General features: G+C 43.7%; 16 protein-coding genes. 8 read left to right on the top strand and 8 right to left on the bottom strand.

What is annotated here, in order from left to right; all coding sequences use genetic code 11:
* Nucleotides 1-119: 119 nt before the first annotated feature.
* Nucleotides 120-296 (top strand): hypothetical protein, encoded by a 177-nt coding sequence (locus AC4II3_RS13640; RefSeq protein ID WP_490722828.1) that lies wholly within the window; start codon nt 120-122, stop codon nt 294-296.
* Nucleotides 297-627: 331 nt separating this feature from the next.
* Here the strand turns inward: AC4II3_RS13640 and AC4II3_RS13645 are convergent, their stop codons facing one another.
* Nucleotides 628-1,824, bottom strand: coding sequence for an RNA-guided endonuclease InsQ/TnpB family protein (locus AC4II3_RS13645; protein WP_488010646.1), 1,197 nt, complete (start codon nt 1,822-1,824; stop codon nt 628-630).
* 251 nt (nt 1,825-2,075) lie between these two features.
* Between AC4II3_RS13645 and AC4II3_RS13650 the strand changes: the two genes are divergently transcribed.
* The 4 genes from AC4II3_RS13650 to sppA all read left to right on the top strand — a co-directional run bounded on the left by AC4II3_RS13650 (nt 2,076) and on the right by sppA (nt 7,111).
* Nucleotides 2,076-3,386, top strand: coding sequence for a peptidoglycan-binding domain-containing protein (locus AC4II3_RS13650; protein ID WP_488010648.1), 1,311 nt, complete (start codon nt 2,076-2,078; stop codon nt 3,384-3,386).
* A 102-nt stretch (nt 3,387-3,488) separates the two neighbouring features.
* Complete coding sequence (gene pyrR, locus AC4II3_RS13655; RefSeq protein ID WP_488010650.1) at nt 3,489-4,034, top strand: bifunctional pyr operon transcriptional regulator/uracil phosphoribosyltransferase PyrR; 546 nt, start codon at nt 3,489-3,491, stop codon at nt 4,032-4,034.
* Nucleotides 4,035-4,069: 35 nt separating this feature from the next.
* Entirely contained in the window at nt 4,070-5,098 is a 1,029-nt protein-coding gene (gene fni / locus AC4II3_RS13660) for a type 2 isopentenyl-diphosphate Delta-isomerase (RefSeq protein WP_488010652.1), read from the top strand.
* A 195-nt stretch (nt 5,099-5,293) separates the two neighbouring features.
* The gene (gene sppA, locus AC4II3_RS13665; RefSeq protein WP_488010654.1) at nt 5,294-7,111 is read left to right on the top strand and encodes a signal peptide peptidase SppA; all 1,818 of its coding nucleotides are present in this window, start codon (nt 5,294-5,296) and stop codon (nt 7,109-7,111) included.
* A gap of 183 nt (nt 7,112-7,294) precedes the next feature.
* Here sppA and AC4II3_RS13670 read toward each other — a convergent pair whose 3' ends face one another.
* A complete protein-coding gene (locus tag AC4II3_RS13670) occupies nt 7,295-8,191 on the bottom strand; it encodes an ATP-grasp domain-containing protein (protein ID WP_488014777.1) in 897 nt (298 codons plus the stop codon).
* Nucleotides 8,191-9,069 carry a hypothetical protein gene (locus AC4II3_RS13675; protein WP_488014779.1) on the bottom strand — a complete coding sequence of 293 codons (879 nt, stop codon included), beginning with the start codon at nt 9,067-9,069 and terminating at the stop codon, nt 8,191-8,193. Before AC4II3_RS13675 ends, AC4II3_RS13670 begins: the two co-directional genes overlap by 1 nt.
* 318 nt (nt 9,070-9,387) lie before the next feature.
* Between AC4II3_RS13675 and AC4II3_RS13680 the strand changes: the two genes are divergently transcribed.
* Nucleotides 9,388-9,555, top strand: coding sequence for a hypothetical protein (locus tag AC4II3_RS13680; protein WP_293114613.1), 168 nt, complete (start codon nt 9,388-9,390; stop codon nt 9,553-9,555).
* Here AC4II3_RS13680 and AC4II3_RS13685 read toward each other — a convergent pair.
* The gene (locus tag AC4II3_RS13685) at nt 9,487-10,155 is read right to left on the bottom strand and encodes a GDYXXLXY domain-containing protein (RefSeq protein ID WP_488014781.1); all 669 of its coding nucleotides are present in this window, start codon (nt 10,153-10,155) and stop codon (nt 9,487-9,489) included. The two genes, AC4II3_RS13680 and AC4II3_RS13685, sit on opposite strands and share 69 nt — an antisense overlap.
* Before the next feature lie 24 nt (nt 10,156-10,179).
* Nucleotides 10,180-11,541 (bottom strand): DUF2157 domain-containing protein, encoded by a 1,362-nt coding sequence (locus AC4II3_RS13690; RefSeq protein ID WP_488014782.1) that lies wholly within the window; start codon nt 11,539-11,541, stop codon nt 10,180-10,182.
* Nucleotides 11,542-11,925: 384 nt separating this feature from the next.
* On the opposite strand from AC4II3_RS13690, the gene AC4II3_RS13695 reads away from it, so the two are divergent.
* Nucleotides 11,926-12,405 (top strand): RNA recognition motif domain-containing protein, encoded by a 480-nt coding sequence (locus tag AC4II3_RS13695; RefSeq protein WP_488014784.1) that lies wholly within the window; start codon nt 11,926-11,928, stop codon nt 12,403-12,405.
* 495 nt (nt 12,406-12,900) lie between these two features.
* Nucleotides 12,901-13,611: a ribose-5-phosphate isomerase RpiA gene (gene rpiA, locus AC4II3_RS13700; protein WP_488014786.1), complete on the top strand. Its 711-nt coding sequence runs from the start codon at nt 12,901-12,903 to the stop codon at nt 13,609-13,611.
* 590 nt (nt 13,612-14,201) lie between these two features.
* Here the strand turns inward: rpiA and AC4II3_RS13705 are convergent.
* The 3 genes from AC4II3_RS13705 to AC4II3_RS13715 form a co-directional block, all read right to left on the bottom strand.
* On the bottom strand, nt 14,202-14,804 hold the full coding sequence (locus AC4II3_RS13705) for a Uma2 family endonuclease (protein WP_488014788.1): 603 nt from the start codon (nt 14,802-14,804) through the stop codon (nt 14,202-14,204).
* Nucleotides 14,805-15,077: 273 nt separating this feature from the next.
* Nucleotides 15,078-15,221: a DUF4058 family protein gene (locus AC4II3_RS13710; RefSeq protein ID WP_488014790.1), complete on the bottom strand. Its 144-nt coding sequence runs from the start codon at nt 15,219-15,221 to the stop codon at nt 15,078-15,080.
* Nucleotides 15,215-15,880: a DUF4058 family protein gene (locus AC4II3_RS13715; protein WP_488014792.1), complete on the bottom strand. Its 666-nt coding sequence runs from the start codon at nt 15,878-15,880 to the stop codon at nt 15,215-15,217. Before AC4II3_RS13715 ends, AC4II3_RS13710 begins: the two co-directional genes overlap by 7 nt.
* Nucleotides 15,881-16,297: the final 417 nt, after the last annotated feature.

A 16,297-nucleotide genomic window follows, 5' to 3' on the forward strand; every position in this document is an offset into this window, starting at 1 on the left:
AAAACACAATAAAAACCCCCAGCAGTCAGCTGGGGGCAATTATCCAGGAGATTTATCTTTACTAAATCCGTTATAACTCTTAAATCCAGCATCAAATTGACTAGCTCCGGAAAGATTTCATGGTTGGGCTCAAAAAACCGAAGAGACTCAGAATATATGAGATGACCATGGGCAAACAAAAATTCCCCATGGTCATCTCCTTTGGAATTAATCTAGAGAATTGGGTTGATAAGCGAGGGGGTTTTGGCACAGTGATGATCCGCGCTCGCATCACTGTAGAGCGCAAAACACAATAAAAACCCCCAGCAGTCAGCTGGGGGCAATTATCCAGGAGATTTACCTTTTTAGGGTAATTATCCAGGAGATTTACCTTTACCACATCCGTTATAACTCTTAAATCCAGCCTGAAATGGACTACATCCGGAAAGATTGCTAAAAGATTACTCCTTCAAGATTGCTCATTGTTGGGATCAAAGATATTACCTGGGAACTGGTGAAGGAGTGATCAGCTAAAGGGGTGATCGGGTAAAGGGATGATCGGATCAGCAGTTATGACCTATGAAGGCAACTGGGGTTGACATCCTCCCCCCGCTAAATCTCGCGATTATAGCGGGGGATTCCTAAGACTCACGACTTAGGTTTCTGCTTCCTTCTCCCTTTGGGGGAGTTTTTCACACCAGCCTTCCGAGATTTACTCTCTTCGGGTCTTACGGTCGCTCCACAGACTGACACGGCAAGCCCTGCCGCCAAAATATTAATTGATGCATTGATATCGCGATCGTGGCGAGTATTGCAAGATGGACAATTCCATTCACGAATACTTAACGGCAAAGATTCGACGCGATTTAAGCATACAGAACACAATTTACTACTGGGGAACCATCTATCAATTGAGACAGCCTTGCGACCATACCATTGTGATTTATACTTGACCTGACGGATTATCTCTCCCCAGTTAGCATCACTGATAACCTGAGCTAGCTTGCGATTTTTGACCATATTTTTCACAGCCAAGTCTTCAAACACAATCAATTGGTTTTCTTTGACCAGTTGAGTAGTTAGCTTGTGAGTAAAATCTTTTCTAGCGTCCTTAATTTTTGCGTGTATTTTAGCTACCTTCAATCTGGCTTTGTAACGATTATTAGAACCTTTTTGTTTTCGTGACAAAGCTTTTTGATATTTGGCCAGTTTTTTCTTTAGTTTTTTGAAATGTTTGGGGTTACTGATCTTATCCCCGTTACTAGTTGTGATTAAACTAGTAATTCCCAAATCAAAACCAACCTGCTTATCTGTCGTGGGCAAAATCAAGTCTCTATGGTCGTTGAACTTGATTGATATATGCCATCGATTAGATGGATCTAAGTTGACTGTAACGGTAGTTGGTTCACAGTTTATAGGCAGTTGACGACTCCAGCGAATAGGTAAAGGTTCTTTGCATTTAGCAAGATAGATCTGACCATCTTTCCATTTAAATGCCGATTTTGTAAATTCTGCACTACCACCATTGCGTTTTTTCTTGAAATTGGGATATTTAGCGCGACCTGCAAAGAAATTAGTAAAAGCAGTTTGAAGGTGTCTTAATCCCTGTTGAACTGGAACACAACTGACTTCGTTCAGAAAAAATAACTCATCAAGTTTCTTCCATCCTGTCAACATGGAGGAAGTTTCTTTGTAACTGATTCGTTCTTGGTGTTCGTACCATCCTTTTGTTCTAGCGTCTAAGGCTTTGTTGTAAACCAACCTTACACAGCCTAGAGTTCTCCTCAACAGAGTCTCCTGTTCAGGTGTCGGATAGAAACGGTAACGGTAAGCTTTTTCAACCATACTCACATTTTAAAAGATTCCGTGTGAGATGTCAAGTAGACGCAATTCCTGAGGGGCATATAAAGTGCGGACGCAGGTTCCGCACTTTATATGCCCCGTCTCCCGCTAACCCTGCGGGTATAACGGGAGTCTCCTTGCTCTTAAAGATGACGTGAGCAAGAGTGATGTCTATTAAGATAGTAGTGTTATGAACACAATACAAATATTGCTAGAGAACTGGCTATCATAAAAAAAAATTTGGTAGGAAAGCGATGGAAAGCTTAGTCTGCGTTAATCTTGCCGAGTCCTATGAAGACGCGGATAATTTTCCGTGGCAAGATGATAATGGTTTAATTCGATGGTTGGATGGGCTAAACACTCCCACTATTCCTAGTTCAGCTTGGATCAAGATTAGTGCGATCGCAATTGCCCTAACCATCCTCAGTACCGCTGCTAATGCCAGTGCTAAAGTACTTCAAAAAGGCAGCCGTGGAGCACAGGTGACTTCTCTTCAGAGAGAGTTGGCAGCTGCTGGCTTTTATAAAGGTCGGATTACTGGCAACTATGACATGTTAACCCAGTCTTATGTTGCTATCTTTCAGCAAAAGAAGGGACTACCAATAGATGGTGTGGCTGGACCAAAAACCCTAGCAGCCTTATATAAAACTGCTGGTACTGATATTCGTCTACCAACAAACACACAGCTCAAACGCGGTAGTAGAGGAACGGTAGTCAGCGATCTACAAAAGAAGTTGACAACCTTGGGATTTTTTAATGGTCCGATCACTGGCTATTACGGGCGCATGACCCAAGCAGCAGTAATTAAATTTCAGCGAGCCAAGGGATTACGGGCGGATGGCGTTGCTGGACAAAACACCTTATTCGTAATCAATGGTGGTTCGATCAACACCGCCACTCAGTTACGGCGAGGTAACAGAGGAACTGCTGTGACCAAACTGCAACAGCGCATGAGGGAGTTGAAAGTCTACAACGGTCCAGTAACGGGATTCTACGGTCGTTTGACTGAAGCAGGGGTCATAAAATTTCAGCGCAATAGGGGACTACCCGTGACTGGTATTGCTGACTCTCGGACATTGTCAGACTTAGCCAAAAATCCTAATGATAAGGATATTCTTACCAACGTGACTGAGTTGCGACCAGGCAGCAATGGCGAATCGGTGACAAAACTGCAAAATCGCCTTACACAGTTGGGATTCTACAAAGGGCCAGTAACAGGATACTATGGTAAATTAACTGAGACTGCAGTCAAAGAGTATCAGCTTTCTCGGGAACTGCCAGCAAATGGCATTGCTGACTCTCGTACCTTATCAGCACTACGGGGCAATTCTTCTGGTATTGCCGTTGCTACTACCATCATTACTCCCTTAAAACGAGGTAGTCGTGGCACAAGAGTGAATAGCCTTCAGAATCGCTTGATTTCCCTAGGCTACTATGAAGGATTAAAAGATGGCGTATTTGGACCAGCCACAGAGGCAGCCCTGAAGCAATATCAACGGGACAAAGGCTTATTTCCCAATGGAATTGCTGATGCTAGAACCTTTTCATCTCTTGCTCCACGGTAATCGCTGAACGTCTGGTATAATTTCAAAACCTTGACAGCCCTGTCCCCGCCTAACTATAGGAGTGTGGGCGGGGTATCCTGCTGAAATTTTTAATTAACCAGGATGCCTACTCAAACCATTGAAATCCTATCACCTGAAGAACTGCGCCGTACAGTCAATCGTTTGGCATCTCAAGTGATCGAACAAGTGAGTGATTTGTCCAAACTAGCACTGGTGGGTATCTATACCAGAGGTGTTCCTTTAGCTCAGTTGCTAGGACGTCAGATTGAAACCCTAGAGCAGGTCAGTGTGCCAGTGGGAGCCTTGGATATCACCTTTTATCGGGATGATCTCGATCAAATTGGCATTCGCACCCCGGCAAAAACAGATATTCCCTTCGATCTTGATCGTAAGATAGTGGTGTTGGTAGATGATGTCATTTATAGAGGACGTACCATTCGTGCTGCTCTAAATGCGGTGCTTGAGTATGGTAGACCCCAAACGATTAAATTATTAGTGCTAGTAGACCGAGGACATCGGGAACTGCCGATTAGTCCAGATTTTACCGGCAAGCTACTCCCCACATCCGCCGAAGAACAGGTAAAGGTTTATCTAAACGATAATGATGGTCGGGATGGAGTGGAATTAATTAAAGTAATTAGCGCCTGAATCGTGATCAGATTGCTCTTATTTTCCAAATTATTATGACCCAAACCCAACAGCGAAAGGCTGACCACATCAGGATTTGTCTGGATGAAGATGTTCAATTTCGTGCCAATACCAATGGACTGGAAAGGTACCGCTTCACTCACTGTTGCTTACCAGAACTAAACCGCAGTGAGATTGACATATCTACTACATTTCTGGGGAAATCCTTGGGAGCACCATTGTTGATTTCTTCTATGACTGGTGGTACTGAACAGGCAAAAACGATTAATTTTCGTCTGGCTGAGGTTGCCCAACATTACAAACTAGCCATGGGGGTTGGTTCTCAGCGAGTAGCTGTGGAAAAACCCGAGGTTGGTCATACCTTTGCGGTGCGCTCCCAAGCTCCAGATATTATCCTATTTGCCAACATCGGTGCGGTTCAGCTGAACTACAGTTATGGACTAGAAGAATGCCAAAAGGTGGTTGACCTGTTAACAGCAGATGCGCTGATTTTGCACATCAATCCCTTGCAGGAGTGCATTCAAGCTAATGGGGATACTAATTTCAAGGGGTTACTTGACAAAATTAATGATTTATGCAGTAAGTTAACGGTACCAGTGATTGCTAAAGAAGTGGGTAATGGCATCTCAGCCGCTATGACCCAGAAGTTGCTGGAAGCTGGTGTTACCGCTATTGATGTTGCTGGTGCCGGGGGCACGTCTTGGGCAAAGGTAGAAAGTGAGCGAGGATTAACCGCTCATCAGCGTCGGTTAGGACAGACCTTTGGTGACTGGGGTTTACCAACCGCTGAGTGCATTACCAGTATTCGAGCCATTTCTCCCGACATTCCCCTAATTGCATCTGGGGGATTGCGCAATGGTTTGGATGTGGCAAAAGCGATCGCATTAGGAGCCGATATTGCTGGTCTAGCATTACCATTCCTGCAAGCAGCAGCTGAGTCAGTAGATGCCGTTGATGCCTTAGTGCAACTGTTGATGGCAGAAATCACTACCGCTCTATTCTGCACCGGTAATGCTACGTTGTCTGATCTCAAGCAATCCAACGCTTTAAAAAAGTTAGGATAGTAATAATGGGAAAACGGGAATAGGGAATGGGAAAACGGGAATAGGGAATAGGGAATGGCTAAACGCCCTTAATCCTGAATACTTAATCCCTAATCCTGAATACTTTATTCCTAATTCTGAATACTTGATCCCTAATCTTTAATCCTTAATCCTGAATCCTTAATCCTTGATCCTTCATCCTTAATCCTTTACCAAATGCGTCAATTTCTCCAACAAACTTTGGCCAGCCTAGTAGGAAGTCTTGCCGGTTTAATTCTATTTTTTAGTTTAGCTACTAGTGGATTCCTGTTTCTACTGATTGCAGTAGCATCCAAAGATACAGGGCCACAGGTTCAAGATAAATCAGTGCTGGTGTTTGATTTATCGGTCAATATCAGCGATACCAATCCTACCTCAAACACCAGTGAAGTGATTGAAGAGGTGTTATCGGGTCAACAAAGCAATATCATCCCTTTGCGCAAAGTGCTCGATACTCTGGATAAAGCAACTAAGGATAAACGCATTGTTGCCCTCTACCTGGATGGATCCGCATCTAAAACTGTTGGCAACACTGGGTTAGCAAATCTCAAGGAGGTAAGGGAGGCTCTGGAGCGTTTCCGAGCTGCTGGAAAAAAAATTATTGCCTATGACGTAGATTTGGGAGAACGGGAATATTATCTTAGCTCGGTTGCGGATACGATAATTCTTAACCCGATGGGAGTTGTAGAAATCAATGGCTTGAACTCTGCCCAACTTTTTCTGACCGGAGCTCTCCAGAAGTATGGTATTGGTGTTCAGGTAGTTCGAGTTGGCAAGTACAAGTCCGCAGTTGAACCGTTCTTGCTCAAACAGCTCAGTCCTGAAAGTCGGGAACAGACTCGAGAATTGTTAGATGATATTTGGGATGAATTTTTGACAGCAGTGGGGAAAAGTCGTGAGATTACTCCCAAGACCTTGCAAGCGATCGCTAATACTAAAGGGATGTTGATCGCATCAGAGGCCAAAACTCAAGGTTTGGTGGATCAAGTTGGATACTTCGATGAGGTGATTGCTACTCTCAAAGAGCTTACTGGAGAAAAGGAAAAGGATAAATCGTTCCGGAAAATTAAGCTGGCTACTTACGCTAGAGCGAAAAGTCCTTACTCTAAAAATCGCAAGTCTAAGCATAAAATTGCCGTAGTTTATGCTGAGGGTAGCATTGTTGACGGTCAGGGAAATCTTGAGCAAGTGGGGGGTGAACGCTTTGCTAAACAGCTGCGCGAGCTACGGCTGGATAAAGATATTAAAGCAGTAGTGCTAAGGGTTAATAGTCCTGGTGGCAGTGCTACAGCCTCTGAGATTATTCAACGGGAAGTGCGGCTGATCCGTCAGGAAAAGCCAGTGATTGTGTCTATGGGCAATGTAGCAGCTTCTGGTGGCTACTGGATTTCTACCTATAGCGACCGAATTTTTGCTGAGCCAAATACTATCACTGGTTCTATTGGTGTCTTTGGTGTACTTTTTAATATCCAAGAATTAGCTAACAACAATGGTCTGACCTGGGACATTGTACAAACAGCTTCTTTAGCGGATATTCAAAGTACTGTCCGTCCCAAAACAGACCAAGAGTTGGCAATCTACCAAACCATGGTTAATCAGATTTATGACCAGTTCATTGACAAAGTAGCAGAGTCACGTAAATTGCCTAAGGGCAAGGTAAAAGACATTGCTCAGGGACGGGTTTGGTCAGGTATAGACGCCAAGCAGATCGGTTTAGTTGATGAGATTGGGGGTATTAATGATGCTATTGAGTATGCCGCTCAGCAAGCTAAGTTAAAGAATGATTGGGAAGTAGAAGAGTATCCAAAAATTCCTAGTTTCGAGGAAATGATTCTGGAGAAGCTGACTAATGATGTTAGGGTCACAAGCCGACAATTACCTGAACCACTAACTACAGAATTGCTTAAGCTAAAACAGGATTTGGCAATTTTCACAACCTTGAATGACCCGAAGGGGATTTATTCTATTTTGCCGTTTAACTGGCGGGTAGATTAAGGGTTGTTCGCGCAAGGCAGAATTAAGAATTAAGAATTAAGAATTAAGAATTAAGAATGTTGAATTAAGAAGGTAGACTTTGTAATTTTACCTTCTTAATTCAAAACTCTTTGAAATTGAGCTTCTTTAAAGTTTTTGAAAATTCAGCTAGAAATCGAAAGCAAAATTTCGCTGACCTAATCGTCAAGAAACGACTAAAGTCTCAATCATTGCTTCACATAGCGCCCCATTCAAAACTTGATCGAACCTAACAAACATTGGAGAACTATTGAGTTCCAAAAATACAAGTTGTTTGGTGTGTGGATCGGTTTTGAAGTCAGCCGCCCCAAAATCCATCTGTAAAGCGACCATTAATTTACGTAGCAACTCTACTTCTTGGGGAACTGTTTCAAGTGGAATCACCTCAGCATCTGGTTTAACCCGATAATCTAGATGCTGACTACGGATTTCAAAAGCAAAGGCATGATTCCCTACGACATAGATCCGTACTTCTGGGGCTACTAAACGATTTTGGACAATGGCTGGCATTGCAGCACAACCATTACGAAACTGGATAGAGGAGTACAATTGCTCTAGGGAATAACAAAAATCACCCCCAGCAACGGGTTTAGCAATCGCACTCCCCGCAGAATATTTTCCCAATTCCTCAGCTTCGTTGGTGATCCAAGTATCAGGGGTTTGCAAACCTAACTGTTGCGCTAGGATCAGCATTGCTGGCTTATTGCCAACTGCAGGAACATGGTGACGATTGAACAACCGGATATGGTTTTGGGATAGCAAGCAACCATAGAGGGTTTGATACCAACCCGATGCCCGTTGTGATGCCCCAGAGTTCGGAGCGTTAATATTACCAAAAACGTCATACCGAATAAAAGCTCCGGTTACAGACAGAACTGGAGCCTCAACTCTGGGATGCCTTTGGGTAAGATGCCATGAAAATTTCGGACTTTCTTCTTGCCCATGGCGTAAATCGCAAATCGGGACTTGTTGACCTTGAGCAACTTCAATCAACCGAGTCAGATTTGGATCTAACTCCCCACCTGCAACAAGCAAACATCCACCATCTGCTGATTTAATCATTAGTACCGACCAAATGGACTACTCTCTTCACCCAGTGCTAGAGTTGTTGGTCCTTCCTCTCCTACTGCCTTTGTTGTCGGTTGAGGCTCTTCCTCTCCTAGTGCCTGTGTAGTGACTTGAGGCTCTTCCTCTCCTATTGCCCGTGTAGTCGGTTGAGGAGCTTCCTCTCCGTATGCCTGTGTAGTAAATCGAGGCTCTTCCTCTCCGTATGCCTGTGTAGTCGGTTGAGCTTGTATAGTAAATCGAGGCTCTTCCTCTCCCAATGCTAGTGTAGTCGTTTGAGGCTCTTCCTCTCCGTATGCCTGTGTAGTAAATCGAGGCTCTTCCTCTCCGTATGCCCGTGTAGTTGGTTGAGGTTCTTCCTCTCCTATTGCCTGTGTAGTTGGTTGAGCTTGTGTAGTAAATCGAGGCTCTTCCTCTCCGTATGCCCGTGTAGTCGGTTGAGGCTCTTCCTCTCCTAGTGCCTGTGTAGTAACTTGAGGGTCTTCCTCTCCTAGTGCCCGTGTAGTTGGTTCCTCTTCTCCTACTGCCAATGTCGTCGGTCGAGGGCTTGACTCGCCAGGCTTGAGGAACTCAGCAGCATGAACCGTAATACAATTGATTCGGGCAGAAACAATTACCGCATCTGCACCATTGGTCGGTGTAAAGTCAACACAAGCCGTGATTGGCGTCAGTCTTGGAAGACTAATACCTGACGGTTTATCAGCATCAAAACTGAATTCTAGGACAGAATCATCTGGATTGGGGTCTGCTGAGTTGTCTAACCGGGGATTTGTCCAGCCAGAAGTGGCAGCAAGCCCATCTGCTTGAATACTGAGTACAAGGGGAGACTCACTTATCTTAATTACAGAAACTTCCAAAACTCTGAAAACTTTCATCCTGCTACGTATTTTCTCCAGATATATCTAACAGTTATTCATGATTAAGTCACCATTAAAGTCACCTTAGATCCTTTGATGCAAAGTAACTTTGATGGTTGACTCAACTATCCATAGGAATTTATATCCTTTTTGTTTCTAAATAAGATGAGGCGTTATAAAAATTTAAGCATTATATAGTAGTTCTATATGATTCGTGAAATATATTGGCCAAAGTGAACGCTAAAACCCTTGCCCAGCAATAATCCCAGATTTTGCTGATTTTACAAATGATTTAGGATTGCTATAGCGGTTTTCAGGGGTCGGCTACGGTGAAATGTGAATTACACTATTTACCCCGTTCCCGATTCCCGATTCCCGATTCCCGATTCCCGATTCCCGATTCCCAATTACCGATTCCCGATTCCCGATTCCCTCTTAAAACCGATACTTGCGAATCTGCTGTTGAGAATCCTTACTTACCAGCGCCCAGATTCCGATTGGTAAAGCATTCCCTTGAGCATCCACCTTAATTTCCATCACAATTGGTGGTGGTGATATCGGTCGGTTAGAGTTCTCTTGCCTAGCACTATTTAATTCTTCATTAATTTGTTCCCGTTGGTCTTCTGGCATATAGTAAGTTTCCAATCCGTACTCAATCGAGCCATAGTTAGCAACACCTTTGAGGGGAATCTGATTAGCTGGTAGTCGGGAAGGGAATTTGGCACTTAAGCCTACTGGTTTCCAGGGTATTGGTAGTTGAGTTGAGTTGGATGAGTCTGGTGCTTCTAAAATTACGTAAAAACGGGTACCAGGCTTGATAAACGTTACCTTGTTGCCATTAGGTTGTTCCTTGGGCAATTTTTGCCACCCAGGAAGATTGCGTAAGTTGTCCTGATTAGAGATATCGTATCTTAGAGTTTGGGAATAGCCTCGCAAAAGTTCATAAGGGTCTACTGGCGCTGTCTGAAGGATGACAGTTTTTCCAGTCACTGTAGTGTAAATTGCCTGGGTGGGAACAGTAATAATTAGTGCAGTTTGAAATAAAAGAGGTACCCAGAATCGCCAGCTTGGTATAGGACGGGAATACTCAGAATTAATGCTCATAGGTCATAAGTCATAAGTCATAATTCATAATTCAGACTTCAGATAGCGCTCAAACCATAGTCCAGCACCAATAATACCTAGCCCACACAGGAATAAGACTATGGATTTGACTAATAAACCAGTATCGTACTCCAGCATCCGGGTCAAAATTTGCAGCGTCAGTAGCACCATGCCACCCCAAAATAAACCTCGTTTCCCCTCTGCCAGTCCGGCGCGGATTAAACCGATGTCGATTAGGAATAAAAGCAGATTGAAGATGAATACAGCTATTATCGGTAGAATACCAATACTGAGATGCCAATAGGTAACTAGGGCGCTGATCACAATCATAATAGCCACAACCTTAGTTGTTGAGTCCATTCGAGGTAACAGTCTGCTCCATGCCCAGATCGTTAAGCTACCTAAAATGACACTATCAATCACGGCTGGTTCCAGGAGTATTGAGGTGACCTCAACTAGCGGTTTGACTGATGGGGAACTATCCCATAACACGTGGAAAGACAAAAAATAACATGATAGGCTGAGGAAGGTGATCCCAAGAGTGCGGGCTGTGCTATTAAATTCCTGGAGGTTGGACTGAATTCTTCCCAGGAAACCCCCGTATGACCATAACCAGGCTGGTGGTAGAGCGCATGCGATCGCAGCAATCCAACCGGGATAAGGCCATAGCTCGAAGTTGATCAAGTTCCATTCCAGGGCAGCAACTACTGCGATCGCACTTAAGCGAAACATCCATCGTGAACGGCACCAGTAAGCCAGGGGAATAAACAGTAAACCCGCAAACACTGGCATATGTTGTATGATTAGCCTTAGCCAAGACAACTCTGTGATTGCCAGAAATTCTGGCTGGGACATTCCTTGCACATACCCTAACCCAATCAAGACCATTGCCAGCATCCCTAATAGGGTCAAGCGCAGGCTATAAGCCATGGCTAAGACTCCTAATCCCCAAATCAGGTATAACTGATAGAGTGGTCCACTTTGGTGGAACATTTGGGACATCAGTGCTATATTGGCTCCTAAAGTCAGGGCTCCTAAAAGTAATAAACCCTGTCCCAAACGGCTTTGCCTACCTTGGGTTGGGTCTCGCCATAGATAGAAGCCAGCAATGTTGATCCCGAAGAAGACACTCAGAAGCAAAGTCACTTTCAACCACCGAGACCAGGCTTGCCAGTTGGCTGCCACAAAGGTGATCATGCCCAAGCCTAAGAGAAGACTGCCTAGTACCAGCAAAATTACGACGAATCGATTACGGGCCGCTACTTCCAGGTCACTAAATTGATAGCGTTCCGCTAATTGAGCGTATAGGCCAGCATCAATCAACCCTTCTGTTTGCCATTGTTGTGCTTCTTGACGTAACTGGTGACGAAATTTATCGGAAGGCATCACAACCTATTTTTTAGAGCTTAAGACTTTCATCTGGGAATATACAATGTTATAATCACTAACCGACTGAATGTTTGATTATGTCCATGATATGGTGTAAACATTCTGTAATAATTAGATTAGAGTAAGTAAAAAACTGTTAACTAGAATCGGAGCTAATGGTAAAGCAAAGGTCAACGTGTGGGTCGTAGTAGCTCCGATCATGTGGTATATAGGAGTTTTGATTTTACTACATCCGTCTGTTCAGTTGAGGTTGGTAAGGTACGTCAGAAGATTGTCTAGACGTGGTAAGTGTTCGTCCCTCAAATTTATCCTTATCCACCCTAGTGACTGGTGTCAACAATTTTTTCCTTTTTTTTTGTTATAGCCCGGAGGTATCTCTAAATGTCCATTCGCCTGTACATAGGTAACTTACCTAAAGAAGAAGTAAACCGTGATGAGCTGCAAGCTATTTTTGCTGAAGCCGGTGACAACTTTAGCACAAAAGTGATTAAAGATCGTAAAACTGGTAAATGTCGGGGCTTCGGCTTCGTCACGGTGGCAACGGATGAGGAGGCTGATCAATTCATTGAAAAGTTCAATGGTCTTATGTTCAAGGATACTGCCTTGAAAATTGAAAAAGCCCTGCCACGATCCAAGAATCCAGAGAAAGAAGCATCTAAGGAGAAAGAAAAACCCAATCAGGACTCAACTTCATCTAGCAGCAACACTCCCCCCCCTCGCCGTAACAACAACAAGAATAAGTCTAAGCGTAAGCATCAACAGACTACATCTGACCCCGGTGGAATTCAACCCGATCCCCGTTGGGCTAATGAATTGGCAAAGCTGAAAGAAATGTTATCGGCTCAAACTACTAACTCTTAAGTTGGGATACATCTAACTGATTTCGATTAGCAATTCTGGCAAGATTAGCCCTACGTCCTACCCATCAGGGAGGCGTGGGCTTATTATAATTTTTGAATAAAAGATCTAATCACCAGCTCATAGTACTGCTGATAGTACTGCTTGAATAGTTCGATATCTGACTCATTCTGCCCGACAGAGAGTCTTTTCTTTTTTTTGGTTGATGATCACTGGCAAATCCCGATAGGTTTATGGTCTCTTAAGCCAGATCCCGATAGCTTAGTAATACCAAAGAAATTAAAGCCAACGAAACAGGAAGCCATTGAGCTTGATAGATAGCGGTCAATGTTGTGTGTTCACTACCAACTACCTATTAGCTTAACGCTTATGGTGGAAAGTCTGGCAAGCTCAGGTAATTTTGCATCGTCTGTTACCCGATCGATTTACAATTATCAATTGTGAACTAAAACTTAAGTTTTAACCACTGACCACTAACCACTAATCACTAACGTTGTTATGAGTGCAGAAATTGACCCCATTAAGCTAATGAAACAGGAAGTTGGCAAAGCAGCTGCCAAGCGGGTGCAGTCGGGAATGATTGTGGGGCTAGGCACTGGTTCAACGACTGCCTATGCAATTCAGTTTTTAGGCGATCGCTTAAACTCTGGAGAGATTAAGGATATTGTAGGCATCCCCACCTCTTTCCAGGCAGAAGTATTGGCGAAACAGTACGGCATTCCCTTGACTACCCTTGATGCGGTGGATCACATAGATGTAGCGATTGATGGTGCTGACGAAGTCGATCCCCAGAAAAATTTGATTAAGGGGGGTGGGGCTGCCCACACCCGTGAGAAAATTGTAGATTCCCTGGCCAAACAATTTATCGTAGTGGTGGATAGCACTAAAATAGTTGACCAGTTGGGGTCTACCTTCCTATTACCTGTAGAAGTTATCCCGATGGCAATCACACCAGTTATGAATGCCATTGAAAAGCTAGGGGGTAAACCGGAACTGCGCATGGGGGTCAAAAAAGCTGGACCAGTGATTACAGATCAAGGAAATATGGTCGTTGATGTTAAATTTGACGCCATTGATAACCCAGCTGAGCTAGAAAAAACTATCAATAATATTCCTGGTGTTCTGGAAAATGGTTTATTTGTTGGGGTTACCGATCTCGTTCTAGTTGGAGAAGTTAAGGATGGTCAGACCGTGATCCGGGAAATTTAACACGTCCAGCGCTAGAGCTTCATGGTGCCGTGGGATTCTTGCTTGATAGAAGTACTCTTGATAGAAATACTCAGATATTTCTCCCAAGCCAAGACAATTAAGTGTATCTCCCACGGCTTGATTAATTTTTCCGCTAAAGAGTAGTTGATGAGACTTTGTCGAGCTTAGCCACCAGCAGCAAAGGTGAGCATGATCACTGCTGAAAGCAACATACCAGGACTTAGTAACAGAACTAACATCAAAAAATCATGGGATTCCATAATCGTAAACTCTCCTAACTGCTTCTTTACTACCTTAACCTGGGAGAAAGGCTAATCCCGGAAAATCAAGAATTTATCAAGAATTCGTCAGCAGTCAGCGCTCAGCGCTCAGCTGTCAGCGGCCAGCTCAGCTTCAAAAAAACCTCGTTCGCGTGTGGCACAGGCTTCGACGCAACCAATGCTTACCTCTTTGATTCAAAAGCTGTTGGCGTAGCGTGGGCGTAGCGCATTAGCTGATAGCTGAATTGTCCTTAACTTGGAGCAGGAGAATAACGAATTGATCAGCATCTTCTAGTTGCTGTTAAACGTAAGATGGGTTTACCCTGGGAATCAGTTTACAATACCTTGTAATTTAAGTTTGAAACCTGGAAGCACTGCTTCTCCAGATAACTCCTTGGGATTATCTATAATTTCAGTTTTTTCTCCTGATCGATAAATTTCAACTCGTTGATTCTGAGGGTCAATTAGCCACCCCAAGCGCAAGCCATTCTCAATATACTCTTGCATTTTTGCCTGTAGCTCCTTGAGACTGTCAGACTTTGATCGCAACTCAATCACGAAATCAGGACAAACTTTAGGGAACGTTTGTTTTTGTTCCTCGGTGAGTGCATCCCAGCGGTGACGTGACACCCAAGAGCTATCAGGGGAACGATTGGAGCCATTGGGCAGTTCAAATCCGGTAGATGAGTCAAATGCTTCACCTTTTTCTGGATTTTCCTCATACCAATTTCCCAATTGCCTGGTAATACTCAGATTTTTTTTACCAGTTTCCCATCCTGTTGGTGGATTCACAATCAATTTCCCCTCAGCAGTTCTTTCTAATCTCAGGTCTCGGTTAGCAGTGGCTAATTGTTCAAATTGTTGGTGACTGACGTTGAGGTCTAACGATGGTGGAACTATTAGCTTAAGTAGGGGGTCTAGTTGATTTGACATAACTGTTAATCCTGGGAATTGAGATATAGCCTTTTTAGTTGAGATGTAACTATAGGATTAATATAAAAAGGGAACAGGGAATAATAGTCAAGATATAAGATAAGTTTTTGGTGTTCTGATAAATCAGGATTGGTTTTGATGATCTATTTAGAAAGACTAGATAACTATGAACCTTAAGGTAAAAACATCACGTCGGGGAATTAGACTGGGATTATGACAACAAAGGTTCTGCAATCTGCGAACATTTATCTTGCTGTTCATTCTTGTCCTAATTCACAAATTTTCTCGACGATCTCCTACCCAAGATTCCACATCATCCTCAGACCAAGGGAGTGGTGGATTGCTGCTATAGTCAATAAAAGACTCATAGCCTAACTGGTCATAAAGCTCATCCACCAATGTCTGTAATTCTACCATTGGTTCCGTATCCCCAGGAAGCAGGGGAAGCGGAAAAGAGGGAATGCGATTGGCCGTAGGCCACGCCAAAGGCGATCGCATAAATTAAAAAGGTACAAGTCAGCCGTGGGACGGGTATTAGAACGACTGACTAATATCCGATAATGACTCGGATTACTGCTATTAGAAACAGGCAGGGGTTCCCCATCTCGCAACAGGTCAATTTCGACCAAATGAGTCATACTCTCGAATATCTGCTGCCGTTTGGCTTCGTATTTCTGACGTCCTTCTGCTCGTTTATTGGCAGGGGAGATAACTTCAATCGCTGTCACCACTTCCTTAGTGGCTACATCTTTAACCTCGATGTAGGATTGTCGGACTTCTTCTCGTAAAGGCACAGCTACCTTAATCGGTTGAACTAACGGTTCAGATACCGCAACTGCTGTAGCCATTGCAGCTGAAGCATCTCGGCTTTGTTGAACCGTAACATCGGGTCTACCAATGGCAATCTTGGTTGAGCCAGCAATCTTATAAACCCACTTATCCGTGACTACCCGATATTTAGGTAGCAGTTTCGGAATTAATGCTCTAGCCAAAGCCGCCACCAATTGGTTGTGGAAATCTGACCAATATTCCGGTTGTTCAAGGTAGGGATTCATCCCTGGAAATGGCTTAGTCATATAGCATTTTGATTTGAGTGGTGAACATACTTCCTTAGAGCTGATTCGTAAACTCGCACTAAACCTTGTAGGATAAGGCTTGCGCTAAAATAGAACAATTGAACTATTTAATACCGAAAAGACTATCATAGCAAGGCTTTCAGACTTGTTAAGATTTACTTTACGAATCAGCTCTAAGGGGGCCTTGCCTAGGCTGTTTATTATGAGTCTTTTTAGGGGGAGATCGTTCACACCAGGATTAAGCTTTGCTCACGCTTTGCGATCGCCTTTGGCGGAAGCTGAGGCCTTTGGCCACGCTTCGCGAACGCTTCATCGCGTACGGCGATAACGCCCAGAATGGATATCTAGCAAGAGATGCAATGTATCATACTATCAGACAAAAAGTGCATGAAGTTTAAGCTATGGCCATCGCACAAA

The sequence above is a fragment of the Moorena sp. genome, from assembly GCF_982860115.1.

Excerpts from the sequence above, each read along its gene's own strand:
- AC4II3_RS13715 (WP_488014792.1), bottom strand. The coding sequence starts at position 15,880 with ATGACTAAGCCATTTCCAGGGATGAATCCCTACCTTGAACAACCGGAA.
- fni (WP_488010652.1), top strand. The coding sequence starts at position 4,070 with ATGACCCAAACCCAACAGCGAAAGGCTGACCACATCAGGATTTGTCTG.
- AC4II3_RS13710 (WP_488014790.1), bottom strand. The coding sequence starts at position 15,221 with ATGGTAGAATTACAGACATTGGTGGATGAGCTTTATGACCAGTTAGGC.
- AC4II3_RS13670 (WP_488014777.1), bottom strand. The coding sequence starts at position 8,191 with ATGATTAAATCAGCAGATGGTGGATGTTTGCTTGTTGCAGGTGGGGAG.
- rpiA (WP_488014786.1), top strand. The coding sequence starts at position 12,901 with ATGAGTGCAGAAATTGACCCCATTAAGCTAATGAAACAGGAAGTTGGC.
- AC4II3_RS13640 (WP_490722828.1), top strand. The coding sequence starts at position 120 with ATGGTTGGGCTCAAAAAACCGAAGAGACTCAGAATATATGAGATGACC.
- AC4II3_RS13690 (WP_488014782.1), bottom strand. The coding sequence starts at position 11,541 with ATGCCTTCCGATAAATTTCGTCACCAGTTACGTCAAGAAGCACAACAA.
- AC4II3_RS13675 (WP_488014779.1), bottom strand. The coding sequence starts at position 9,069 with ATGAAAGTTTTCAGAGTTTTGGAAGTTTCTGTAATTAAGATAAGTGAG.
- AC4II3_RS13645 (WP_488010646.1), bottom strand. The coding sequence starts at position 1,824 with ATGGTTGAAAAAGCTTACCGTTACCGTTTCTATCCGACACCTGAACAG.
- AC4II3_RS13695 (WP_488014784.1), top strand. The coding sequence starts at position 11,926 with ATGTCCATTCGCCTGTACATAGGTAACTTACCTAAAGAAGAAGTAAAC.
- AC4II3_RS13705 (WP_488014788.1), bottom strand. The coding sequence starts at position 14,804 with ATGTCAAATCAACTAGACCCCCTACTTAAGCTAATAGTTCCACCATCG.
- AC4II3_RS13685 (WP_488014781.1), bottom strand. The coding sequence starts at position 10,155 with ATGAGCATTAATTCTGAGTATTCCCGTCCTATACCAAGCTGGCGATTC.
- pyrR (WP_488010650.1), top strand. The coding sequence starts at position 3,489 with ATGCCTACTCAAACCATTGAAATCCTATCACCTGAAGAACTGCGCCGT.
- AC4II3_RS13650 (WP_488010648.1), top strand. The coding sequence starts at position 2,076 with ATGGAAAGCTTAGTCTGCGTTAATCTTGCCGAGTCCTATGAAGACGCG.
- sppA (WP_488010654.1), top strand. The coding sequence starts at position 5,294 with ATGCGTCAATTTCTCCAACAAACTTTGGCCAGCCTAGTAGGAAGTCTT.